The sequence below is a fragment of the Gelidibacter gilvus genome (assembly GCF_004115975.1).
GTDB classification, from domain to species: domain Bacteria; phylum Bacteroidota; class Bacteroidia; order Flavobacteriales; family Flavobacteriaceae; genus Gelidibacter; species Gelidibacter gilvus.
The window spans coordinates 1-22,763 of the sequence record NZ_SDDZ01000004.1; the positions used below are offsets into that span (position 1 = coordinate 1).

Sequence of the window (22,763 nt, forward strand, 5' to 3'; positions counted from 1 at the left end):
TCCGTTGTCGAACTCCTTTAGGATCTTTGCGATCTGCTGTGGTGAAAATTTACTCTTTCTCATAATACTGTCTAAATTAAGATAATTATTCTACTTTTAAACAGTTCTGTTTTAGGGGGAGCTTACACATTAGATATCTTAATGGCCATTTCCATTTTAAACCTAATTGGGCAATAGCATATTGTTGTTCTCTTCCAAGCCACTCAATAATAACAAATATGATGACTAGAAGAAATATAGGTTTTACAAAATCATCTTTCTCGTATATAGGAATTCTAAATAGCGAACTTGAGAAAATTTCAGAAATGTAACTAAAAGCATGACTAATGTTTTCTGCCCTAAAAAATATCCAAGCAAAAACAGTTAGCCCAAAAGTTAATAGCATTGATAACAACTCTTTTAAGTTTGGCAAGTATTTGCCTTGAGCAACAACATTTAAATTATTTCGATTGTTATTAGTAATAAAAATAGGCAAGAAATACAAAGCATTTAAAGCTCCCCAAACAATAAAAGTCCAATTTGCTCCATGCCAAAATCCACTAACAATGAATATTATAAAAACATTTCGAATTTTATTCCAAGTTCCACCACGACTGCCTCCTAAAGGAATATACAAATAATCTCTAAACCAAGTGGAAAGTGATATGTGCCAACGTCTCCAAAATTCTGCAATGTCTCTTGAAAAGTACGGAAAGGCAAAATTTTGTTGTAAATTGAATCCAAATAAGCGTGAGGTTCCAATAGCTATATCTGAATAACCAGAAAAGTCACAATAAATTTGAAACGTAAAAAATATTGCTCCAAGAACCAAAGTGCTTCCCGAATATTCAGATGAATTATTGAAGATGATATTTGCATATTGAGCGCAATTATCAGCAATTACAATTTTCTTAAATAATCCCCAAAGTATTTGTCGCATTCCGTCAACAGCTTTTGAGTAGTCAAAATGTCGTTTTGAGTAAAATTGAGGAAGTAAATTAGTTGCTCGTTCTATTGGTCCAGCAACCAGTTGAGGAAAGAAACTTACAAAAGCAGAAAAAGCAATAAAGTCTTTAGTTGGTTCAAGTTTTCGTTTGTAAACGTCTATTGTGTAGCTTAATGTTTGAAAGGTGTAAAAACTAATTCCAACAGGCAAAATGATGTTCAGGGAATTTGCATTTATTTCCGTTCCAAAAAATGAAAAAGCATTAATAAAATTATCAAGAAAGAAATTATAGTATTTGAAGAAACCAAGAAATCCAAGATTTACTAGAATGCTGGTCCACAATAGCATTTTTCTTTTTGTTTGATTTTCTTGTTTTGAAAGACTAATTCCAATTAGATAATCTACTATTGTACTAAAAAGGATTAATGATAAGAACCTCCAATCCCACCATCCATAAAAAATGTAACTTGAAATTACAATTAATAAGTTTTGTGATTTTAGGTTTTTATTAGTGACAAACCAATATAGAATAAAGATAATGGGCAAGAATATTGCAAAGTCGATTGAGTTAAATAGCATTCTTTTATTCTAAATGTTCAATGGCTTCGAGGTTTTTCAGCATGCCGCAACTTATATTTACAAGCACTAAGAACGCTCATATCTGCCGTCTCTAAGCCAATAGGAGCAACTTTAATGTTTCAAATTTCAAATCCCCAATCTACCACCTTTCCACATACTTTCCTATAAGTAGAACTACGTATATTTTAACTAAAAATCTACATTTTCCTTAGCCATCTCCCAACATCCTCCCACAATCCTCCCAAAAAATCGTATTTAAAGAACCCACACCCGAACCATTGTCGAACAAAACTGGGAGAAAACCCCTGAAAAATCGTCCCAACCAGACAAAAGCAGACAAAACCCGACATGACCAGACAATACCCGACATTACACGACACGGTGTTGGTTATCAGTAAATTGCGTTCTACTTTGGTCGGGAGTTTAAAAATCATATTAATCTAAATCGTTAAAATTATGGCGGTATTTGAGAAGGGAATCCTAGGCGGATTCTCCGGAAAAGTAGGCAACGTGGTAGGTGCACGTTGGAGAGGTAAGAACATCATGAGAAGTTTACCTCAACGGGGCAACTATGTCCCAACAGAAGAGCAATTGATCCAGCGCGAAAAGTTCAGTGCCGTGATCAAGTTCCTAACGCCCCTAAAACCTATTGTGGGCAAGTATTTTGGCCAAAAACAGGGTCACAAGTCCATTTATAATTTGGCCACTTCCTACCATCTTAGGGAGGCCTTGGTGGACGATGGGGGCGTGTATCGGATAGATTACCCAAAAGTATTGATCAGCAAGGGCGAGTTGCGCGGACTGATGGATCCGGCAGTGGCCATGGCGGCAGGGCAGGTGTTGGAACTTGCCTGGTCCGACAACAGTGGTCAGGGCTATGCCCATGACAACGACCAGCTGATTGTGGTGGTGTTCAGCCCTGATGCCGATCTGTATCAGTTGTCCATTGCTATCGGTAGGCGTGATCTTGCGGGTACCAGCATCGCTCTGCCTGCATATATGGCTGGGCTTGATATACAGGTCTGGGCTACTTTTGCAACCGCCAATGGCAAAGTGGCGGCCATCAGTATGTATCTTGGCGAGCATACGGTAAGCTGATCATGCCTTTTTCTTCAATCCAAAAACCGCTCAAGCGTTACCATAAAGGTAGCACTTGGGCGGTTTTGTTGGCATGAATGTTGCCTTCTGCTCGTTTTTGAGCGGTCATCCCTCTTTTTTAATGGTCTTATTTGAAGAGATCGGGATTGATCTTATTGATCATCATTTTGTTGAGGAGATTTAAAGGGTAAAACACGGTGCCACTTACTTTAGAAAAGGGGATTTGACGGGCGTTGCGCCAGCGTAACAAAGTGCGGTCACTCACGTTGAAATGACTCATGAGCTGAGCCGTGTTGAGCCAATTTTCGTTGGTTGGCAAGACAGTTTGGGTATGGGGTTGCAGATGGGGTTCGGTGTTAAGCGCAGCAGCTTTACCAGAGATAATGCGTTTCATAGTTACGGGTTTAGTTTAAATTAGAATGACGAATATATATAAAATAAGCATACGAATAACATTGGTCGCAAACTTATGTGTCTGATTTTCAGCATTTAAACCTTGTAATGCCTATGTCATGCGGTGTTGCACCATTTGGAGATGTCTTGAGGTTTTGAGTATCTCAGCTTGGATGTGACTTGGATAAAGGATTAAAGTAGGAAACCTAGTCTGAATTAGAAGTGGTGATAGGGGTTGTGGCCTAAAAAATTGAAAAAAATGGTTTTAGGACAAAGGGCTACAGAATAACTTTTTTCAAAAAGATTCAGCCTTCGGATTAAAGTGCCAATAGACCATCTAAGCATTAAAATTGGCGTTGAAAAATCAAGCATGTTTCTTAAAATAGGCTCTTATTTCCCGCGCGGTATCCCGGGCGGTTTTCCCTACGCCATAGATGGTCCCCGAGGCAAAGCCGGTCCACGAGCCATAGCCCACCAACCAAAGCTGCGGTTCTTTTAGGGAGCGGGTATCTTTGGTGGCGATGCGATTGTTTTCCACCACATCCAAAGCTTCCAAATGCTTAAGGTTTGGTTTAAAACCGGTGCACCAGAGCACCGCATCAAAAGCTTCCTTGTTGCCGTTTTCCCAAACCACGCCGTCCTTATAAAACGAGACAAATGGTCTGACCGCATGGTACACATCGCGTTTGAGGCCATCCCGAACACTTTCCACAAGGACAATATCACTTAAGGACACCTGCCGATTAAAGGCCTCGGTGGTCTCGTCAAAAAAATTGGAAGTGGCTTGATTGAACAGGTAGCGGCCATCAATGTTTTCAGGTAAAAACCGCGGAGGTTCCAAGGTGACCCAAGTGGTGTTGGCTACTTTGGAAACTTCGGATAGGATCTGGGCGCCAGAGTTGCCACCGCCTATCACCATCACTTTTTGATCTTTAAACGCGTCTCCACTCCGATACTCCACCGCATGGCGTTGTACGCCTTGATAAACATTCTGATTGGGATAGGATGGAAGGTAGGGGTTTTTGGCTGTTCCCGTCGCACTGACCAGGGTTTTGGCGTAGAAATTTCCGTTGTTGGTTTCTATCTTGAACAATTCATCTGCCTTGGTGACCTGAAAAACAAAAGTATTTCGTTGCACCGGAAACTTATAACGGGCTTCGTAGGCTTTGAGATAGGCGATAAATTCGGCCCTCAGCGGGTATTCGTGATCGGTTTCCGGCATTTGCCATCCAGAAAGGGAACTGTAATCGGTAGGTGAAAATAATTTTAGGCTGTCCCAATAGTGCAACCAGGCGCCACCAGATTCCTTTTGATCGTCCAAAATGAGATAATCCAAACCGCTTCGTCTTAAAAAGTAGGCCACAGAAAGGCCCGCTTGTCCGCCGCCGATGATGATAAGATCGTATATCTTCACTCTAAATTGTTGTTATAGCGTTGTGAAATAGTGGTGTTCTTGGTGTTTTCATGGCATTACTTATCTGACCCTATTTTGTGATTTTAATTCCGGAATTGACTTTTAACAAGTCGGCAATCAATTCGTCGTTATTTTCAGGCGCCATATAGATTTCATCATATTTGTTGAACTTAATAATCAGTCCGTTTGTGGCCATGGCTGCCTTAATGCCGCTCCACATGGTTTTATTGACCACTATTTCTTTGATGTCTGAAATGTCTATGCGCCCTCTTAAAAATCCAGAACGGTAAATTAATTGATGCTTTTCAATTTTATAAAACGTATCAAAATAGATCCATAGCACCAGAGCTAACGGACTCAGCAATGGCAGAAGGATGTATGGGTTTTCGGTAAAGGTATCTTTATCGAGAAAGAAGATGGCTATGGGTAATAGCACCACGCCAATCAAGAGATAATTGATCAACCCTTTTCTATTTGCCTTATATGTTTTCATTTCACTTGATTATTAAAAGGTAGCTTGGTGCTGTGTCTTTTAGGATGGGACCTCGTTGCCCATAGCTTTTATGCGTTGGGCGCAGTCTGAAGCAATGATCAACCCAGCCGCCATCATGATGATGTCTTTTAAGACCAACCGTCCCGCCCCAGAGAGGTAAGGAAAGCCGTAATACGGGGTGGGCATATCGCCGCCTAAATTGGGCACATACACCTCGGGCGTGGTGATGAGAAAGGTGAGAGTCACTATAGACATCCCGAAGGTGAGCAGCCCACCCCAAAGTCCGATCTTAGGAAACCAGATGCCTAAGAGGGTTAAGAATCCAAAGATCACAATAACAGCACCCAGTCCGTATGAGAAGATATAGGTGCCGTTTGATTCGTGCCAGGCAATATTCTTTGCCACCATTTTACCTTCAGGGTTTTTGTGCAAGTGATAGGCTGCCACCGTTTTGCCTTCAGCATTGACGGCGGTGTCGTTGGTGTGATTATAGAAAAAACTCATAAAAGGGCTATTGGTAACAAAAGGCACGATGCCGTCCGCTTCATATTGAAAGACTTTTAAGCCACCAATCCACACCATCACGATACAAATGGCGATGCGAATAAAGTTGATAAATAGCGATTGTCCGTTGCTTAGAATGTTGAGTAGGTTTTGCATTGTAAAAAAAATTAATGACAAACATACAAATAACCCAACAGTAAATCATGGATGGCTATTAGAAGACTTCTGCAGATTCTGGAGCAGAAGTCCCTTCAGGGCTTAAGCTGAAACGGTTCAATCCATGGTCAATAAGATTTTTCCAATATGCGTGCTGCTTTCCATAAGTTGCTGGGCTTCAGACGCGGCCTTTAATGGAAATGTTTTATAAACTATAGGTTCAATTTGTTTAGAACGAAAGAGTGGCCAAATGGTCTGTTCCACGGCTTCTGCAATCATGGTTTTGACGGCATCGGATTGTGGCTTTAAGAGACTGCCGGTCAGCGTTAGATTTTTGCGCATCACGGTGAGCAGATCAATTTGAGCGTCCATACTTTTCATGCCGTTGATGTTAACTAGACGCCCCTTGTGGTTCAGGAGGTCCAGATTCTTTTGGGTGTAGTCGCCACCAACCATGTCTAAAATGACATCGATGTTTTCGTCTTTTAAAAGCGTTTCAAAAGCTTGTTTCTTGTAGTTGATGACCGTTCCGAGCTGCCTTGCATTTAAGAACGCCATTTTTTCATCACTGCCCACGGTGCTGTAAATTGTGGAACCTAAAGCTTTGGCCATTTGTAAACCTATGCTGCCAATACCACTCGTGCCGCCATGGATCAATAATTTCTCTCCAGGCTTCAGTTGACCCAAATGAAAGACGTTGAACCACACCGTGAACACAGTTTCCGGTAGGGCTGCCGCGTCAATTAAACTGATGCCTTCTGGAATGGGCAAACAATGCGAACTCTCTACGGCAACGTATTCGGCATACCCACCGCTGGGGATCAGGGCACAGACCTTATCGCCAATTTGGTGATTCGTTACGGTACTGCCCATTTCAACGATTTCGCCCGAAACTTCCAGACCGGGAATCATGGTTCCTGTTGCAACATTGCCATAAGCGCCCAGATTTTCACGCGTGCTGATATCACTCCTATTGAGGCCTGCGGCTTTTACTTTGATCACTACTTGATGGCTTTTTGGTAGTGGTATGGGGGTGTCCTGTAATTGTAATACTTCAGGGCCGCCAGACTTTGTAATATGTATCGCTTTCATGCGTTCTTTTCTATTAGAGTTCCCTAAAGATAAACTATTTAGACGTGAGGGACATTGGCAAGAATCGCTTTGATCCTGCAACGGATTTGATTAGTGAAATTGTTGCGGTCCATCTCTGATTTCAAAAGTGTATGCCATCATAAAATGGTCACATCTTTGTTAATATATTATGATTATTTATTGTTTTATAAATCCATAAAAATGTATTTTCGTTTTTCTTAAACAATTTTAAATGCTAGTGACTGAGTTTAGACCCATTATAAAGGTTATTGAAGAAGCGTACGAGATCCCGCATTTGAAGGCCACACGCAAGATTTCAGCCTTATTGCCGCACGATTACTATACGTCAGAAAAGCATTATCCTGTGCTTTATCTGCAGGACGGGCAGAATTTGTTTGACCCAATGGCGCCTTTTGGTGATTGGGCCATCGATAAATCATTGGAAAAATTAGCGCAAGAAGGATTTAGCGATATCATTATTATTGCTATTGATCACGGAAATAATGAGCGTATCAATGAATATCTCCCTTATTATCATCCGCGTTATGGCGAAGGAAAGGGGAACCATTACATTCAATTTATCATTGAGAAACTCATTCCTTACATCAATAAAAATTACCGAACGCTCACCGATTTTGAAAACACCGGCATTGGTGGAAGTTCTTTGGGTGGGTTGATCAGTTTGTATGCAGGTCTGTCAAACCCAGGCGTGTTTGGTAAAATGATGATATTTTCTCCGAGTCTATGGATTGCAAAAAAGATTTTTAATCAAACCGAGTCCTTTCAGCCCTTGCAAAAATCGAAGATTTATCTCTATTCTGGTGGGATGGAAAGTGAAGAGCATTTGCCAAATGCCAAGCGATTGGAATCTATTTTTAGGGCAAAGATGGTGGAGAACCATGATATCGATTTTAAATTTTCAATCAACGAAATTGGCGTTCATGCCGAAAAATATTGGAGACACGAGTTTCCGAAAGCCGTTAAATGGCTCTATTTTAATTAAATACTATGATTTTCAAACACGTTTCAACAGTTAATACCCATAAAGATGTGATTGTGCCTTGTAGAAAAGGCCAATTGGCGCATCTGACAAAATTTATAACCATCAAAGAACCTGATTTTAATGGCGAATTCTCTACCGTCCAAATGCTGTATGGTGCCGAAGGGAATCGCGTTTATCTCTTAGGTCTTGGGGAAGAAAAAGATGCCGTAAAGATTGATGAGGCCTTTAGAAAGCTGAGCTTTGATTATAAGAAATACTGGAAAGCGCCAGTTCAGGTAGTGTCTGATGATTTGTCTGAGGCAGAACTACAAAAAGCAATCCTCGGACTTGAAATGTCGGCGTATGACATTGGAACTTTTAAAAGTAAAAAGGACGAGGCCAATGCCATCACTTTTGAGATGGTCAATGCCAATGACATTACCAATATTCTTGAAGAAGCGCAGACCATCGGTGCGACCATCAATCGTATTAAAACCTTGGTAGATGCTCCCGCAAATCAGAAAACCCCTGAGTTTTTGGGCCTATGGGCTGAAGAATCGGCTAAGGACTCCAATTATAAATGCATCGTTCTGCACGAAAAGGAACTCAAATCACAAGGGTTTCATGCCGTGATGGCCGTGGGTCAGGGCAGTGTGAATCAGCCAGTGGTCATCGTGACCGAATATATGCCGAAAAAGGATGGTGGGGTTGATATTGGCTTGGTAGGGAAGGGGATCACCTTTGATACCGGAGGTCTGTCCATAAAACCTTCTACCAATTTACATTATATGAAAAGTGATATGGGCGGTGCCGCAGTCGTCTTGGGCGTGGTGGAACTGGTCGCAAAATTGAAACTCAATGTCAATATCGTTGGCGTGGTTGCTTCTGCAGAAAACGCTGTGGACAGCAATAGCTACAGACCTGGAGATGTCATTAAAAGCTATTCAGGAAAAACCATTGAAATTATTGATACCGATGCCGAAGGGCGCTTGGTATTGGCCGATGGCTTGAGTTATATCATTAAGGAATTTCAACCAAAACAAGTGATCGATCTGGCTACTTTAACCGGAAGTGTGGTGCAAACCTTGGGCTATACTGCCGCCGGCATGTTCACCAACAATACAGAGATGGCACAAACACTCTCTAAAATAGGCTTTGACCTTAACGAACGGGTGTGGCCCTTGCCATTGTTTGACGATTATGAAAGTGATTTGCATAGTGATATTGCCGATTTACGTAATTATAGCGGCAAGCCCGTGGCGGGAGCTATTACGGCAGCAAAGTTTCTGGAAGCGTTTACCGACGATCATAAGGCGTGGATGCATTTGGATATTGCTGGAGTTTCCTTTGGAGATTCACCGTATTCAAAGATGAAAAGTGCCAGTGGCTATGGCGTGCAATTAATTGTAAATTATATTAAGCAGATTTCAGGGAACTAAATGTTTATTTTGTATTTTGTATCAGAATTTAGATTTTATAATTCATAGCTTCACTTTTTTAAATCTTAAATCATCTAATTGATTTTTGATGTTCAAAGCTCCGCTACTCAAACGCCAAAACACTATGTCAAATAAACGACCACTTAATTTTCTATGCGTAACCACCTACCATAAAGGTGCCGATTTCATTAAAAGCTGTAAGGCAGAAGGAAATAACGTTTATCTCCTGACCAAAAAGAAGTTGGAGCATGAGGTTTGGCCTTGGGAAGCCATTGATGATGTGTTTTATGTGGAGAATTGGAACCAAAGTGATGTGACCAAAGGCATCGCCTATAAGTTCAGAACGATAAAGTTTGATCGTTTTGTGGCTTTGGACGATTTTGATGTTGAAAAAGTAGCACTTTTACGCGAGCATTTTAGAATGCCGGGTATGGGACGGACAACGTCGCACTATTTCAGGGATAAATTGGCCATGCGCGCAAAAGCATTGGTTGAAGGTATCAATGTACCAGAATTTACAGCCTTGTTTCATGACGCAGATATCAATGCTTATGTAGATCGGATAGATCCGCCTTGGTTGTTAAAACCGCGTTTGGAAGCTTCGGCAACAGGGATTAGAAAAGTCAATTCTAAAGAAGAGCTGTGGCAAATTATTGATGTGCTGAAGGATGAACGCGATAATTATTTGGTTGAGAAATTTGCGCCCGGTGATGTGTACCATGTGGACAGTTTGGTCGTGGACAGTAAAGTCATTTTTTCCCGTGCGAGCAAATATTTGGATACCCCATTTGAAGTGGCCCATGGTGGTGGTGTGTTCAGATCAGCAACGTGCAAAATAGGCTCTAAAATTGAAAAAGCGCTGACCCAAATGAATATTGATGTCATGACCGCTTTTGGGATGCAGTTTGGTGCGTCGCATACAGAATTCATTGCGTCTAAGGAAACTGGCGAATTGTTTTTTCTAGAAACCTCTTCAAGAGTAGGCGGTGCTAATTTAGCCGAAATGGTAGAGTTTGCTTCAGGAATCAATCTTTGGGGCGAATGGGCACGGATTGAATCGGCTACCTTAAGAAAAGAAACGTACACCTTGCCTGAGGTCAAGAATCAACATGCGGGTATCGTGGTGTCCTTAAGCAAGTTCGAGCATCCAGATACGTCCAGTTTTAACGATACTGAGATTGTTTGGCGCATGGATAAAAAGTGGCATATTGGGATGATTGTGGTGTCTGATAGTAGTGAACGCGTTATGGAATTGCTGGATAGCTATACGCAACGCATCGCTACCGATTTTCATGCGAGCATTCCTGCGCCGGATAAGAGCCTGTGAGGAAGGGATTGGGTATTAGGTATTAGGTATTAGGGATTAGGTATTAGGGATTAGTGGTTCAGGGTAAAATTAATTGAATCACGAAATTTAAACGCAAGATTTTTGACACAGATTTCACGGAATCGGTCATCCCTTTAAATCCCCGTAGAAAAGCAAAATCTCTTTGTGGAACTCTGTGCCTCCTCTGTGGAACTCTGTGAAATAGCTCTTCAATCATCCATGAGTTAAGCCTCATTATAACGTCGAGAATCCATCAAAATCAGTGAATATCCGCCTAAATCAGTGTCATCAGCGTTCCATAAAACCATCAGCGTTCCATCAAATCAAGGCTCAAAAAACCCCGTGCTACCTCCAACCCAAGTTTTATCCTTATTGTATTTCACACCCACCATTTCACCCTTACTCAAACGCATCAAATTACTGACAATTTGTGTTTTGTTGGTTTTACCGTTATGGAGCAACATCATTCGGATTTCACATTTCGCAGGATCATCCATCGTTTCGATAATAGGGGCGTAAGCTACCTTTTCTTGCAATAAATAATTCGATTTGTCTGCCACAGCATCAATCATCGCTTGGTCCACATGAATCTGAACCCCGGCACCCGCAAAAGAATACAGTGGTTTTAGTACATAATTCTCTAAATCGGTTGGGATGGTTTCAAGTTTGTCTAAGTAATAAGATTTCGGCACATAATCGCCCTTTAACAAAGGCATCGTGTATTTACTGATCCTGAAAAACCAATTGGGATGTCCAATCCATTCAATATCCACCTCGTCCTTAAAATCAAATTGGCGACTTAAATCGGGACGCTGGTCCAATTCGTCAAAAATAATACGGTTGTAAATCTTTAATACTTGAATCTCAGAGCCATTATCATCCACATAAAATAATTGCTTTCCTCTTTTGATCAGCTTGGAAATGCACAATACTTTGATGCCCAATAAGGCTTCTGTAGCGAAAAAATCAATGGCAGTCGCTTGCAGTTCTGGCTCAATTTCTAAAAGAATCACTTGTTTCGGATCGGTGTCACCCACAATCTCCGTGCGTAAGGATTCGATATAGGCCTCTGAGGTCAATCCGTTAAGGTGTTGCGAATAATTTTCCGGAATGCCGTCATAATGTTTGCGGTACATGCCGCCTACCAATTCCTGAAAAAAGTAAAGTGACGGGAAGCCTTGCAATTCAATAAGCTTTGGGGTTAAATTGCCTTTTTCATCTAGACAAACACCAAAATCGAGTTGAATGAATTTGGAGTGTTCATCTTCATTGGGCACTCTCATGCTATCTTTGAAAAATGCGCCTTCAGTCAGCTCTTTAAAGTTAGGCTTATCGATGACTTTCATAATATCCTCACAAGCTTCAATTAACTTAGTTTTTAATTCCTTGGGAATAAATACCGGTGTTTCGGCGATTTTAAACTTAGGTGTATAGTTAAATTGCGAGCTGATGTCTGCCAGCATGCCAGCATACTTTTCTTCTGAGAACTGAGCGTTAAACTTGTGGCGTAAGGAGGCAATCATAGTGTTTTATGAGATTAGTTGTGCTGACAATTGTTTCATGGCGCGTTCTATGAACTTTGGTAAAATAATTTTGTGGGTTCTGATGATTTTATCTGGATCGTCCATTTTATCCATCATATCATCATACTTTTCTTCACCAAAATTGGCAATGACCTTATACTTATTGGCGTCGGCGAGAAAATGTGCTCTCATGCCAACCGGGTCTGCTTCAGGATGAAATTGGGTGCCTACAAACTCTTTTGAGAAACGAACCGCCATAATGGCACGTTCATAACTCACATGGCTTCGTAATTTTTCAAGACTTAAAATGGAAGCACCTTGCTCCTTAAAAACCTCTAAACGTGGCTGAACCAACTGCCAGTCACGTGAATCCACTGCATAAAACGGATCGTCCAAGCCTTCTAAAAGTGGATCTTTTAAACCCTTTTTAGTTTTGTGAATCGGTAAAACGCCAAAAGATGTGCTCCGTCTTGGCTTCATTTCTCCCAATTTAAAATAGTCGCATACCACCTGAAACGAATAACAGATAAAGAACATATATTTCTTTTGGTGCTGTGAGGTTTTATTAAAATCCCACAGGTCTTGTACTAATTTGAGATAAGGAATACGCCATGGGCCATCTTCAAGCGGACTGTCAGGACCGCCACTGGAAATATAAATATCAAAAGAGGTGTCAGGTATTTCTTGAGCACCTCTTACATTAAATATGGTGTATTCCACCTCTTCTTCATAACCACCCACAATATCAGCAATACAACGCAAACCTTGATTGGCTTGGTTGTTATTCATATCGAGAATGGCTACTTTAAATTTATCTTTAAGCATGTGCGTTTTTCTAAGTTCCTAAAATGGTTTGCTCCATAATATAGTCTACCACTTTAGTCAAATCCTTGGTTTCCTCGAAAACAGCAAGTTGTCGGTCAGCGCCCGTGCCATTTTTTATCATGGTTTTGACATGTTCTATTTCTTTTCGGGAACCGAGCTCGTCCACAACATCATCTACGAAATCAAGCAATTCGAGCATTAATTCTTTTGTGTTTACTTCACATTCCTTGCCAAAGTCGATCATACTGCCATCAAGTCCGTATCTACTGGCGCGCCATTTATTCTCATTGATCAAGGCACGATGGTAGAGCATAAAGTTGAGATTTTGTGTTCTCAGCTTATAAAGTTTCGCCACTAAGGCCTGAACCAATGCGGCAATACTCAAGGTTTCTTCAATGGTCATCGGTACGTCACAAATACGCACTTCCAAGGTTGGGAAAAACGGATGGATACGAATGTCCCACCATATTTTCTTAGGGTTGTCAATACACTTCGTTTTGATCAGTACATTGATATAATGCTCATATTCCGCAACAGTTTGGAAAACTCCTGGAATTCCTGTTCTTGGAAACTTGTCAAATATCTTTGAGCGAAATGACTTGAACCCTGTATTTCGACCTTCCCAAAACGGTGAATTGGTTGATAAGGCGTATAAATGTGGTAAGAAATAGCGCATGGCGTTGGTTAAATGCAAGGCTAATTGCTTGTCTTCAATGCCAATGTGAACATGGAGTCCGAAAATTAAATTAGAGCGCGCTGTATCTTGCAGCTCATCAATAATTTCGGCGTAGCGCGGATTTGGTGTGATCAGTTGGGTTTCCCATTTCGTAAAAGGGTGGGTTCCTGCAGCACCAATCCTAAACCCTAATGAATTAGCTATTTCAGAAATCGATTTTCGCAAATGGGTAAGATCCGTTCTGGCCTCTGTAATATCATTACAGATATTGGTGCCAACCTCTACCACAGCTTGGTGCATTTCTGCCTTGACTTGGTCATTCAGTATTTTTTCGGCTACGGTAACAATTTGTTGGTCATGGGAGATGAGTTCCCGTGTTTTTGGACAAATGACCTGATATTCCTCTTCAATGCCTAGTGTGAATTTCATATGATAGTTGGTTATTTAAAAACCTTTCAGTCCCGAAATGTCGAGACTGAAAGCTTAGTGAATCTCTATTTAAAAACAGTCTTTTTACCAGTAATCTGATCTTTAACAAATGTGCCCCAAGTGAGGTTCATTTTGTCTTTCTTGTATTGTTTTGCTTTGTTAATGGCCATGTTGGCAGCGTTTTCTACAATCCAGTCGAAGTTTTCCTGACCAACAGAATGGATATCCGCATCCGGTGCTGGATTACAGAAATCAATGGCATAAGGGATGCCGTCACGAATGGCAAACTCAACCGTATTAAAGTCGTATCCCAATGCCTTATTCAAGCGGATACAATAGTTTTTAACCAAGTCTAAAATCTCTTGTTTTACAGGAGGCCCATCAATCACGTAGCGTAAATGATGTGGGTTTCTTGGCTCATATTGCATGATATGGACGTTGTCTGTATCTAAAACATAGCATCTGAAATACTCCGTAAAATTGATTTCTTCTTGCAGCATCATGACCAAATTCTCTGTTTCAGCATGTTTTTTCCATAAATCTTCTGGGTTCTCAACACGATACACGCTCTTCCAGCCACCGCCATCATGAGGTTTCATATAGGCTGGGAAGCCAATGGTATCAAACATATGTTCCCAAGCAAATGGAAATTTCATGTTGCGGAATGAATTTTCATCGGTATCGGGTGGACGATGGGAAGTTGGTAAAATAAAGGTTTTTGGTACCGGTACGCCTACTTTTTCTGCCAGCGCATTATTGAAGAACTTTTCATCAGCACTCCACCAAAATGGATTGTTGATGACTGCAGTTCCTGAAATGGCCGCGTTTTTTAAGTAGGCCCGATAAAATGGAACGTCCTGAGAAATTCTGTCTATAATAACCGCGTAATCAGTAGGTTTAGCTTGCTCTACCATATCTATGGAAACAGCTTCTGCTACAATCCCCTTTACTTTTTTTTCATTGACGCGATCAATAAAGGCTTGAGGGAATGTATTTTCTTTTCCGAATAGGATGCCTATTTTTTTCATAAATTTAAGTTTTTCATTTCCCCAAAAGGAGGAAATCTATTTAATAGTTGTTTTGGTTGTTTGTTTTTAGAAGTTAAAGTTTTGAAAGATATTCTGGAAACATTTGACGCCATAATGGCCAATCGTGTTTTGCCCATTTGCGCACGTCATACCAAAAAGGAATGTTCTTGTCATGGAGTATTTTGGCCATTTTGTCATTGGCTTCCAGACAAATATCCCATTCGCCAACGCCTAGAATAATTTTCATTTTCCATAAATCGGGATGGTTGTTGCCCGGAAGATAGTCTATGGGATTGTTAAAGAATACATTGTCATCATAATGCCTTCCAACAAACGACGTGATATCAAATGCACCACTCATACTGAACATATGACTGACTTTATCAGGATGTTTGAAGGCGAAATTTGACGCTTGGTATCCTCCAAAGCTTGGTCCGGCAACGGCTACTTTAGATAAGCCTTTTTCATGGCAAATGGAGTTGACCACTTCATTCAATATAAACTGATCATACCAATTATGGTTTTTGGCCCGTTGTGCGGGATGGATTTGTTTGTTATACCAACTCAACTCGTTGATGCCGTCTGGACAGTAAATCTGTACTTTACCTTGTTCAACAAACCATCGGACGGATTCCACAAGTTTCATGTCTTTACATTCATTGTGTTTGCCCATGGTTGTTGGGAAAAGTATCACGGGATACCCTGAATGTCCAAAAACAAGCATTTCTATGTCTTTACTAAGGGTTGGTGAATACCATTTAAAATGTTGTTCTTTCAATATATTAGCTTTTAATGGGTTAGGGTACCGTTGTAAACTATGAGCGGATGCTTCCTTTTTTTGCAGAAGTTTAGTATGCTCAATTACAAATAAACAAGTACAACAATATACTTTTTTTAATTATAATTACAATAGCATCCATCAGGATTCTTAAATTTTTATGAATAATCTAAAGAATACGGATTAATCTTATTTTTTGTGACGCATTTTTAAGTATAAAAGTCGATTAACTTCATTATGGACCATTATTTAATCCAGTGCTTTTTTTGAGTAAATGTAATGAAGGTCATTTATTTACAGTTCATCATTCTAATATGACGGTTCAGAAACCCAAGTTTGAGGAATTTATAGAGTAAAAGGATATTTGATCTTATAAACCAATACTTAATAAAATGAAACATTTAATTATGATTACCGTATTATTAGTGACCGGGATTTTATCGGCACAAAGTAATTATGACAAAGGCATGGAAAAAGCTTTTGAACTTTGGAAAAACAATCAATTGCCCGAAGCCGAGCAACTTTTTGAACGCATCGCTGCCGCCGAACCTGATGCATGGTTGCCAAGCTATTACAGTGCCCAGATGAACAGTTTAAAAACCTGGGGAGAAAAGGACGCTAGCAAAGTAAAGGCGCAATTGGAGAAAGCGCAGAACTTTCTCAATGATGCCATGGCTATTGAAAAAGACAATGCCGATTTAATTGTCATGCAAGCACAGATTTGGACCAATTGGGTGGCTTTTGACGGAATGACTTATGGAATGAAATATTCCGCAAAAATAACAGACCTCTATAATAAAGCCTATGCCTTGGCACCCAATAATCCTATGGTGGTGCTCGGTAGGGCTGAGTGGAATATGGGAAGTGCACGTTTTTTTGGACAGGATATCAAACCGTTTTGTAAAGATGTGGAAAAAGCAATTCAACTTTTTGTTAACTTTAACCCCGAATCACCGTTCCATCCCAATTGGGGACGAGAGCGTGCCCAACAAGTCGCAGATTCTTGCAAAGACTAATGCGTTGATAATTAAATGAGCAAACAAGCTAAAAATATCATCATCACCCTAATTATAGGTCTGGCAGTCTATATCATCGGGAATTTGATGTCTAACGGATTTCAATATGATAATGTCAATGACTTTTTAAAGGATTTACTGTTTTATGAACTCTATGCGTTTGTATTGGGGTATTCCAACATGACGTTTCATGATCTATTATCGCGTCGGAAACCAGGTTCAAAACCATCTCGTATCATTATTGGTCTTATTGGTTCAGTGATCATTACTATCTGTGGTCTTTTTTTACTGCGGATGTTTACCGCGATGGTCTATCAGAACCAAAGTTTTGCCACATTTATTGAAAACGATAGTTTCAGAAATTACCAATTCGGACTTTGGGTATCGCTCACGATTGTTATTATTTTCCATTTCATTTATTTTTATAACGAATATCAAAAAAATAAATTAAAGGAGCAAAAGGTCATCGCCACTGCGGCCAGTGCTCAATTTGAAAGTTTAAAAAATCAGATCGATCCCCATTTTTTGTTCAATAGTTTGAATGTATTGACCTCACTGATTGAAGAGAATCCTGATAATGCCCAACGTTTTACGGTGTCTTTATCAAAGATTTACAGATATGTTTTAGAACAAAAGGATAAGGAACTGGTGACGTTAGCAGAAGAACTTGAGTTTGCCAAAACCTATATGAACTTGTTGAAAATGCGTTTTGAAAACAGTCTTACTTTTGAAATTCCAGAACATTTCAACAATGAAGACGCCAAGGTGGTGCCTTTGTCCCTGCAATTACTTTTGGAAAACACCATCAAGCACAATACGGTGAGCGAATCAAGACCCTTGCACATCAAAATCACGGTGGAAGATAACTATTTGGTCGTGCAGAATAATTTACAGAGAAAAGAAGTCCTTCAAACCAGAAAAGGCGTGGGACTGCAAAATATTGTCAATAGATATGATATTCTAACCAAACGGAAGGTGTTGATTGACGAATCAAGCGCATTCTTTAAGGTGAAAATACCAATATTGACCAAACAAATTTCAATCATGGAAACAAAATATTTATACAACGAAGACACCGCCTATTATCGGGCAAAAAAGAGAGTGGAAGACATCAAAGGCTTCTTTGGGAACTTAGTGTCTTATTGCGTCGTCATTCCGTTTTTAATATTTATCAATTATAAAACCTCATGGAACTATCAATGGTTCTGGTTCCCAATGTTGGGATGGGGGATGGGCGTGATCTTCCATGCCTTTGGTGTATTTGGTTACGGCAAGGAATGGGAAGAACGAAAAATAAAAGAAATCTTAGAAAAAGAACAACAGACTAATACCTGGAACTAATGGAAACCAATTATTTTGAAAAAGAACGTTACGAGCGCGCAAAGAAACGCGTTAAAAAGATCTCCGATTTTTACAGCCACCTCTTGGTATATGTTGTGGTCAATTTAATGATTGTAGTCATTAATGTCCAGCAATTGGATCCCGGTGAAAGCTATTTTAAATGGCAGAACTTTACCACCCTGTTTTTCTGGGGCATCGGACTTTTGGCACATGGCCTGTCGGTATTTATGCCGTATATTGTTTTAGGTAAGAATTGGGAAGAACGAAAAATAAAAGAATTTATGGAGAAAGAGCACAAGAGTAAATGGGAGTGAGGGTTCGAGATTCCAAATTCCAAATTCCAAATTCCAAAAATCAAAAATCATCAATCACCAATCAACAATCATCAATCATCAATCAACAATCACCAATCATCAATCACCAATCATCAATCCCTAAAACCTCACACCTCAAACCCATTTACTAATCCCTAATCCCAAATCCCTAATTCCATTCAAAAAATGAAAGTAATCATCATAGAAGACGAAAAACCATCCGCAAGACGTTTGCAGCGCATGTTGGCCAACTTACAGATAGAAGCCAAGACCATGTTGCATTCTGTTGAGGAATCCATTGCTTGGTTTTCTGAAAACCCTCATCCCGATTTGATATTTTTAGACATCCAACTGAGTGACGGTCTGTCTTTTGAAATCTTTGAAGCTTTAGAAATCAATTCGGCAGTAATTTTTACAACCGCCTATGACGACTATGCTTTACAGGCCTTCAAACTCAATAGCATTGATTATTTATTGAAACCCATTGATGAAGAGGATCTCGCAAAGGCCGTTGAAAAGTATAAGACGCGGGTACCGATGCAGAAATCGGTGGTGATTGATTTTGACGAGATTCGGAAAATGTTGGTCAATCCTTTGGATCGAACCTACAAAAAACGGTTTTCCATTAAAGTGGGGCAGCATCTCAAATTGATTGCTGCAGACGATATTGAATGTTTTTACAGCGAAAACAAAGGCACCTATGCCCATACCAGCGACGGAAGAAACTATCTTTTAGACGTGAGTTTGGAACAATTGGAACCAGACTTAGAGCCGAAAGTGTTTTTTAGGGTCAGCAGAAAGTTCTTTGTCAATGTCGATGCGATTAAGGATATGATCAGTTATACCAATTCACGGATCCAAATCAAATTAAAAACCTTTAACGAGCAGGATATTATCGTGGCTCGAGAACGGGTCAAGGATTTTAGGGAGTGGCTGGAATAATTAATTATTGATCCTATTGTCATCAAAGGCCGATGGCAATAGCTTTGGAATAAACTTAATGAATAAAGGCAGCAAAATGGCACCACCAGGCAACATGAAAATGGCCAAACTTGGAATGGACTTGAAAATATCCAACAGTTGTTCCTGAATCTTTTTGTGTTCTTCATCCGTCAGATCTCTCTGGGTGGACTGGGTCAATAGCACCATCAATTCTTTGCTTTCCCTAAGTTCCTTTATCAAACGTTTACTGTTTCTGCTGATGAGCTTGATTACCATCTTGCTGGAATTGTCATAAAAACTCTGAACAAAATTCTTAGAGCCTAAAGAGGCGATGCGATTGTCATTATGTGAATAAAAGTTATCGATATCAAGAATGGATTGTTTTAAAACGGATAGCTCCAGATTTAAATGACTGCAAAACTGTGTCAAAAATTCATTCTCACTTTGGTCAACGGTTTTATCCGTCCAAGACGCCATACAGGCCAGATCTATAGTGTATTGTTTTTCTAAAGAAGTTTTAAGTGCTGTGATCGCATCGCCATAATCCATAGGATGGTTATTGTGGTAACGTCTTGAGGCTTTGAACAACTTGGTCAAGCTATCATCATATTTGCTCTTTTGATGCTTGGATTCAAAAACTTCAATCACAATGGTTTCTATAGCATTTTCTATATTTTGTAAGTATTGGTCTGAAACACTATTGGTCTCTAAAAACTTTTCATACGCCAGCACATCAACAAACAACAGCGCATTGATAATAAAATAATTGAAGTTTTTGGTAAAGATGTTGTCATCAATATGAATCCGCTTATGGATCAGATCTTCCAGAAGTGCAGCAGATTTCTTCTTGCCCAAAATGGCTTTAAAAATCGAGGTTTTACTTACCGTAATGGCACTATAAAAACTGATGACACTATCAATAAATTTTTCTTCGGAAGGGTTGTTTTCGTAAAAATAAAAGAACGCCAATATGAGATTTGCCTTGCACAGTTCTTCATCGGTGAGGTCGTTTTTAGGAACCACATTGCTCACAATCCCCACATTACTTCCATAAATAAAGCCACAAAACTTAAGTTCTTGATAGAAAGATTCGAGTGGTTTATGCACAAAGGTTTCCTCTCTTGAAACTTCGTTGAGTAGTTTTTTTATCCAGCCAGATGCAGAAGGATTCATAATTAACGATCAATTAGGCTGCAAAGATACTTAATTTAATGAGCTTGATGTTTTTTTTAGTTATCGATTCTAATGAAAAACCAAGGCTTTTCCTTCGCCTAGAGCGACCAATCTCACTTTTTTTTCATTTTATTTAAGTTTTTACAAAACCGTGATTTTTATTTTTCCGTAGGTATGCACAGAGACATTAATAATTAACAAAAATCTCAATATTATGAAAAAAACAAAAATTTTATTAGGAGTAGCAGTTATCACGGTAGCGGGCTTCTTCGCACTTGCGGCAGATCACATGGATGCGCCAGCAGTGACCGGTGGAACAAATGACATCACCGACTTCTATGCCTTTCAGGGGCAAGACAACAACAACATCGTCTTTGTAACGAATGTTCAGGCGCTTTTATCTCCAACCGACACTCAGTCGGCTATGTTTGATGAAAACACGATGATTGAAATCAACATTGATACTAATGGCGATGCGGTAGAGGATTTAGTTATTCAAGCCATTCCAAAAGACGGGAAGATGTATTTCTTCGGTCCCGTAGCGCCAGCTCAGGCAGGTTTGATGAGTACCGTACGTACTTCAGGAATGGCGTCAAGTGTGGCCATCACAAAACCGGGTGCCAATGCGACCATCGTAACCAACGCAGGCATGAGCTTCTTTGCAGGCCCACGTGATGATCCCTTCTTTTTTGATGTGGACCAGTACAAAGCCATTATTGCAGGTACGGCTACGGGATTTGAAAATCCAGGTACAGATACTTATGCAGGAACAAACGTGATGTCTGTAGTCGTGGAAGTACCAAAATCAATGATTGGCGGCACAGGAAGCATCAACTCATGGGTAGAAACAAAAAGAAAACAATAAACTCTAAAAAACTTAATTATGAAATTCAATAATATGAAAATAGCTGCAATAGCAGTTTTAATTTCACTCACTGCATATAACTGCAGTAATGACGACGACTCGAATGGACCAAAAGATCCAGAATTCTCTGGCAATTATGTCCAAGAAGATCAAATGGCAAGACCAGCCATCAACACGGTATTTGTTGCCATGGCGCAAAAGGATGCTTTTAACGTTACGGTCCCATCCAAGCAAGGAGCCGCTTACCAAGCAAGTTTTGAAAGTAGATTGTTGGCTTTGAATCCAGGTTACACTACCAATGCTTTAGGAATGGACGCAGCAACTTTTACTGGAGCATTGGCTACAGATGTTCTGACGGTGTCTTTAGATGGAACGACCACATTTTTTGATGGCACCAATGTGCTGACCGGTCGTACTTTGGCGGATGATGTGATTGATGTGGAACTGCTTTTGATCTTTGGTGGCCCAATGGGTGCCGATAACGGTACGTTATCCAGTGACAATGTAGATGCGAATGATAAACCATTCTTGAGCTCATTTCCTTATTTGGCAACGCCACATATGTAAAATTACCAACCCTGAAATAATGTCCCACGTTATTTCAGGGTTATTTTAAACGACAAAAAAACTCAGAAAAAACTCAAAAAACACAAGCACATGAACTCAAAATATATCTTAGCACTCTGCTTTTTAGCTATATTAAGTAGTTGTACTACGTCTTCAAAAAAAGTTTCAAACACGTCCGATTACAATCGCTTTTTGGATTTGGCTGAAAATAAAACTTGGAATGATGCCCAAAAAGATTATAATTTTTGGAGTATAAAACTAGAAGCCGCACCCAACCAATATAGTTACTTAAGTAAAATTGCGAATACTAACGGTGCCATGTTTGCATCAACAGGAAAAATAGATTACTTGAAATCGGCAGAAAAAAACCTCAGAGACCTTAACGAGATAAGAAATTATAAATCTTCCGGTCCTATGAAAAGTTTAGCTGCCAATTATATATCCCAACACAAATTTAAAGCAGCCTTACAGTTGTTGAATAAGGCCGAAATGAATGGCGATAATCTTCTTGGCACTCAAAAAATGTTATTTGATGTCCATTTAGAATTGGGAAATTATAAAATGGCCAAAGCCTACCTGGAGAAATTTAAAAACATGTCAGATTTTGATTATCTGATCCGATTGGCCAAATGGAGTGATCATCAAGGCAATTTGGATGCTGCTATTACCTATTTGGAAAAAGCCAAAACTATTGCAGAGTCCTCAAATTTAAAAGGCATTAAACAATGGGCTTACACCAACTTAGCCGATTTTTACGGACATGCGGGTAGAATTGAAGATTCCTACACCCATTTTTTAAAAGCATTAGAAATCGATCCAAATGATGCTTATGCTAAAAAGGGAATTGCTTGAATTGTCTATTCACATGAAAAAAATCCAGACGA

Annotated in this window: 23 protein-coding genes; 11 read left to right on the forward strand and 12 right to left on the reverse strand. The window is 39.9% G+C overall.

The window, feature by feature from the left end; all coding sequences use genetic code 11:
• Positions 1-85: 85 nt before the first annotated feature.
• Positions 86-1,504, reverse strand: a complete 1,419-nt coding sequence (locus tag ESZ48_RS08480; RefSeq protein WP_129016917.1) for an MBOAT family O-acyltransferase — start codon at positions 1,502-1,504, stop codon at positions 86-88.
• Positions 1,505-1,960: 456 nt separating this feature from the next.
• Between ESZ48_RS08480 and ESZ48_RS08485 the strand changes: the two genes are divergently transcribed.
• Positions 1,961-2,602, forward strand: a complete 642-nt coding sequence (locus ESZ48_RS08485; RefSeq protein ID WP_129016918.1) for a DUF6266 family protein — start codon at positions 1,961-1,963, stop codon at positions 2,600-2,602.
• A 127-nt stretch (positions 2,603-2,729) separates the two neighbouring features.
• Here the strand turns inward: ESZ48_RS08485 and ESZ48_RS08490 are convergent, their stop codons facing one another.
• From ESZ48_RS08490 to ESZ48_RS08510, 5 genes are all read right to left on the reverse strand, one after another.
• Entirely contained in the window at positions 2,730-2,996 is a 267-nt protein-coding gene (locus ESZ48_RS08490; protein ID WP_129016919.1) for a helix-turn-helix domain-containing protein, read from the reverse strand.
• A 363-nt stretch (positions 2,997-3,359) separates the two neighbouring features.
• Entirely contained in the window at positions 3,360-4,409 is a 1,050-nt protein-coding gene (locus ESZ48_RS08495; RefSeq protein ID WP_129016920.1) for an ArsO family NAD(P)H-dependent flavin-containing monooxygenase, read from the reverse strand.
• Between the two features lie 70 nt (positions 4,410-4,479).
• A complete protein-coding gene (locus ESZ48_RS08500) occupies positions 4,480-4,902 on the reverse strand; it encodes a PH domain-containing protein (RefSeq protein WP_129016921.1) in 423 nt (140 codons plus the stop codon).
• 39 nt (positions 4,903-4,941) lie between these two features.
• Positions 4,942-5,562 carry a DUF417 family protein gene (locus tag ESZ48_RS08505; protein WP_129017265.1) on the reverse strand — a complete coding sequence of 207 codons (621 nt, stop codon included), beginning with the start codon at positions 5,560-5,562 and terminating at the stop codon, positions 4,942-4,944.
• A 117-nt stretch (positions 5,563-5,679) separates the two neighbouring features.
• Entirely contained in the window at positions 5,680-6,654 is a 975-nt protein-coding gene (locus tag ESZ48_RS08510) for an NAD(P)H-quinone oxidoreductase (protein ID WP_129016922.1), read from the reverse strand.
• 232 nt (positions 6,655-6,886) lie between these two features.
• Here ESZ48_RS08510 and ESZ48_RS08515 point away from each other — a divergent pair, with 232 nt between their 5' ends.
• The 3 genes from ESZ48_RS08515 (at position 6,887) to ESZ48_RS08525 (ending at position 10,402) form a co-directional block, all read left to right on the forward strand.
• Complete coding sequence (locus ESZ48_RS08515; RefSeq protein ID WP_129016923.1) at positions 6,887-7,657, forward strand: alpha/beta hydrolase; 771 nt, start codon at positions 6,887-6,889, stop codon at positions 7,655-7,657.
• A 5-nt stretch (positions 7,658-7,662) separates the two neighbouring features.
• The gene (locus ESZ48_RS08520; protein WP_129016924.1) at positions 7,663-9,075 is read left to right on the forward strand and encodes a leucyl aminopeptidase family protein; all 1,413 of its coding nucleotides are present in this window, start codon (positions 7,663-7,665) and stop codon (positions 9,073-9,075) included.
• Positions 9,076-9,199: 124 nt separating this feature from the next.
• Complete coding sequence (locus ESZ48_RS08525) at positions 9,200-10,402, forward strand: ATP-grasp domain-containing protein (RefSeq protein ID WP_129016925.1); 1,203 nt, start codon at positions 9,200-9,202, stop codon at positions 10,400-10,402.
• Between the two features lie 323 nt (positions 10,403-10,725).
• Here the strand turns inward: ESZ48_RS08525 and ESZ48_RS08530 are convergent, their stop codons facing one another.
• The 5 genes from ESZ48_RS08530 to ESZ48_RS08550 all read right to left on the reverse strand — a co-directional run bounded on the left by ESZ48_RS08530 (position 10,726) and on the right by ESZ48_RS08550 (position 15,661).
• On the reverse strand, positions 10,726-11,925 hold the full coding sequence (locus ESZ48_RS08530) for a hypothetical protein (protein ID WP_129016926.1): 1,200 nt from the start codon (positions 11,923-11,925) through the stop codon (positions 10,726-10,728).
• 6 nt (positions 11,926-11,931) lie between these two features.
• The gene (locus tag ESZ48_RS08535) at positions 11,932-12,750 is read right to left on the reverse strand and encodes a type 1 glutamine amidotransferase (protein ID WP_129016927.1); all 819 of its coding nucleotides are present in this window, start codon (positions 12,748-12,750) and stop codon (positions 11,932-11,934) included.
• Between the two features lie 10 nt (positions 12,751-12,760).
• Complete coding sequence (locus ESZ48_RS08540) at positions 12,761-13,855, reverse strand: carboxylate-amine ligase (RefSeq protein ID WP_129016928.1); 1,095 nt, start codon at positions 13,853-13,855, stop codon at positions 12,761-12,763.
• A gap of 65 nt (positions 13,856-13,920) precedes the next feature.
• On the reverse strand, positions 13,921-14,883 hold the full coding sequence (locus ESZ48_RS08545) for an ATP-grasp domain-containing protein (RefSeq protein ID WP_129016929.1): 963 nt from the start codon (positions 14,881-14,883) through the stop codon (positions 13,921-13,923).
• Between the two features lie 73 nt (positions 14,884-14,956).
• Positions 14,957-15,661, reverse strand: a complete 705-nt coding sequence (locus tag ESZ48_RS08550; RefSeq protein WP_129016930.1) for an alpha/beta fold hydrolase — start codon at positions 15,659-15,661, stop codon at positions 14,957-14,959.
• Between the two features lie 392 nt (positions 15,662-16,053).
• Between ESZ48_RS08550 and ESZ48_RS08555 the strand changes: the two genes are divergently transcribed.
• From ESZ48_RS08555 to ESZ48_RS08570, 4 genes are all read left to right on the forward strand, one after another.
• A complete protein-coding gene (locus ESZ48_RS08555) occupies positions 16,054-16,677 on the forward strand; it encodes a hypothetical protein (protein ID WP_129016931.1) in 624 nt (207 codons plus the stop codon).
• A 15-nt stretch (positions 16,678-16,692) separates the two neighbouring features.
• A complete protein-coding gene (locus tag ESZ48_RS08560) occupies positions 16,693-18,018 on the forward strand; it encodes a 2TM domain-containing protein (protein WP_129016932.1) in 1,326 nt (441 codons plus the stop codon).
• On the forward strand, positions 18,018-18,332 hold the full coding sequence (locus ESZ48_RS08565) for a 2TM domain-containing protein (protein WP_129016933.1): 315 nt from the start codon (positions 18,018-18,020) through the stop codon (positions 18,330-18,332). Before ESZ48_RS08560 ends, ESZ48_RS08565 begins: the two co-directional genes overlap by 1 nt.
• Positions 18,333-18,518: 186 nt before the next feature.
• Positions 18,519-19,274, forward strand: a complete 756-nt coding sequence (locus ESZ48_RS08570; protein ID WP_129016934.1) for a LytR/AlgR family response regulator transcription factor — start codon at positions 18,519-18,521, stop codon at positions 19,272-19,274.
• On the opposite strand, the gene ESZ48_RS08575 is transcribed toward ESZ48_RS08570, so the two are convergent.
• Entirely contained in the window at positions 19,275-20,447 is a 1,173-nt protein-coding gene (locus ESZ48_RS08575; RefSeq protein WP_129016935.1) for an LETM1-related biofilm-associated protein, read from the reverse strand.
• Between the two features lie 214 nt (positions 20,448-20,661).
• On the opposite strand from ESZ48_RS08575, the gene ESZ48_RS08580 reads away from it, so the two are divergent.
• The 3 genes from ESZ48_RS08580 (at position 20,662) to ESZ48_RS19725 (ending at position 22,731) form a co-directional block, all read left to right on the forward strand.
• Positions 20,662-21,312, forward strand: coding sequence for a DUF4331 family protein (locus ESZ48_RS08580; RefSeq protein WP_129016936.1), 651 nt, complete (start codon positions 20,662-20,664; stop codon positions 21,310-21,312).
• 18 nt (positions 21,313-21,330) lie between these two features.
• On the forward strand, positions 21,331-21,879 hold the full coding sequence (locus tag ESZ48_RS08585; RefSeq protein WP_129016937.1) for a DUF4331 family protein: 549 nt from the start codon (positions 21,331-21,333) through the stop codon (positions 21,877-21,879).
• Between the two features lie 90 nt (positions 21,880-21,969).
• Positions 21,970-22,731, forward strand: coding sequence for a tetratricopeptide repeat protein (locus ESZ48_RS19725; protein WP_317127985.1), 762 nt, complete (start codon positions 21,970-21,972; stop codon positions 22,729-22,731).
• Positions 22,732-22,763 lie beyond the last annotated feature (32 nt).

What these genes read in the sequence shown, in the direction of transcription:
- ESZ48_RS08480 (WP_129016917.1), bottom strand. Translation starts at nt 1,504, where the DNA reads ATGCTATTTAACTCAATCGACTTTGCAATATTCTTGCCCATTATCTTT.
- ESZ48_RS08485 (WP_129016918.1), top strand. Translation starts at nt 1,961, where the DNA reads ATGGCGGTATTTGAGAAGGGAATCCTAGGCGGATTCTCCGGAAAAGTA.
- ESZ48_RS08490 (WP_129016919.1), bottom strand. Translation starts at nt 2,996, where the DNA reads ATGAAACGCATTATCTCTGGTAAAGCTGCTGCGCTTAACACCGAACCC.
- ESZ48_RS08500 (WP_129016921.1), bottom strand. Translation starts at nt 4,902, where the DNA reads ATGAAAACATATAAGGCAAATAGAAAAGGGTTGATCAATTATCTCTTG.
- ESZ48_RS08505 (WP_129017265.1), bottom strand. Translation starts at nt 5,562, where the DNA reads ATGCAAAACCTACTCAACATTCTAAGCAACGGACAATCGCTATTTATC.
- ESZ48_RS08510 (WP_129016922.1), bottom strand. Translation starts at nt 6,654, where the DNA reads ATGAAAGCGATACATATTACAAAGTCTGGCGGCCCTGAAGTATTACAA.
- ESZ48_RS08515 (WP_129016923.1), top strand. Translation starts at nt 6,887, where the DNA reads ATGCTAGTGACTGAGTTTAGACCCATTATAAAGGTTATTGAAGAAGCG.
- ESZ48_RS08520 (WP_129016924.1), top strand. Translation starts at nt 7,663, where the DNA reads ATGATTTTCAAACACGTTTCAACAGTTAATACCCATAAAGATGTGATT.
- ESZ48_RS08525 (WP_129016925.1), top strand. Translation starts at nt 9,200, where the DNA reads ATGTCAAATAAACGACCACTTAATTTTCTATGCGTAACCACCTACCAT.
- ESZ48_RS08530 (WP_129016926.1), bottom strand. Translation starts at nt 11,925, where the DNA reads ATGATTGCCTCCTTACGCCACAAGTTTAACGCTCAGTTCTCAGAAGAA.
- ESZ48_RS08535 (WP_129016927.1), bottom strand. Translation starts at nt 12,750, where the DNA reads ATGCTTAAAGATAAATTTAAAGTAGCCATTCTCGATATGAATAACAAC.
- ESZ48_RS08540 (WP_129016928.1), bottom strand. Translation starts at nt 13,855, where the DNA reads ATGAAATTCACACTAGGCATTGAAGAGGAATATCAGGTCATTTGTCCA.
- ESZ48_RS08545 (WP_129016929.1), bottom strand. Translation starts at nt 14,883, where the DNA reads ATGAAAAAAATAGGCATCCTATTCGGAAAAGAAAATACATTCCCTCAA.
- ESZ48_RS08555 (WP_129016931.1), top strand. Translation starts at nt 16,054, where the DNA reads ATGAAACATTTAATTATGATTACCGTATTATTAGTGACCGGGATTTTA.
- ESZ48_RS08560 (WP_129016932.1), top strand. Translation starts at nt 16,693, where the DNA reads ATGAGCAAACAAGCTAAAAATATCATCATCACCCTAATTATAGGTCTG.
- ESZ48_RS08565 (WP_129016933.1), top strand. Translation starts at nt 18,018, where the DNA reads ATGGAAACCAATTATTTTGAAAAAGAACGTTACGAGCGCGCAAAGAAA.
- ESZ48_RS08570 (WP_129016934.1), top strand. Translation starts at nt 18,519, where the DNA reads ATGAAAGTAATCATCATAGAAGACGAAAAACCATCCGCAAGACGTTTG.
- ESZ48_RS08575 (WP_129016935.1), bottom strand. Translation starts at nt 20,447, where the DNA reads ATGAATCCTTCTGCATCTGGCTGGATAAAAAAACTACTCAACGAAGTT.
- ESZ48_RS08580 (WP_129016936.1), top strand. Translation starts at nt 20,662, where the DNA reads ATGAAAAAAACAAAAATTTTATTAGGAGTAGCAGTTATCACGGTAGCG.
- ESZ48_RS08585 (WP_129016937.1), top strand. Translation starts at nt 21,331, where the DNA reads ATGAAATTCAATAATATGAAAATAGCTGCAATAGCAGTTTTAATTTCA.
- ESZ48_RS19725 (WP_317127985.1), top strand. Translation starts at nt 21,970, where the DNA reads ATGAACTCAAAATATATCTTAGCACTCTGCTTTTTAGCTATATTAAGT.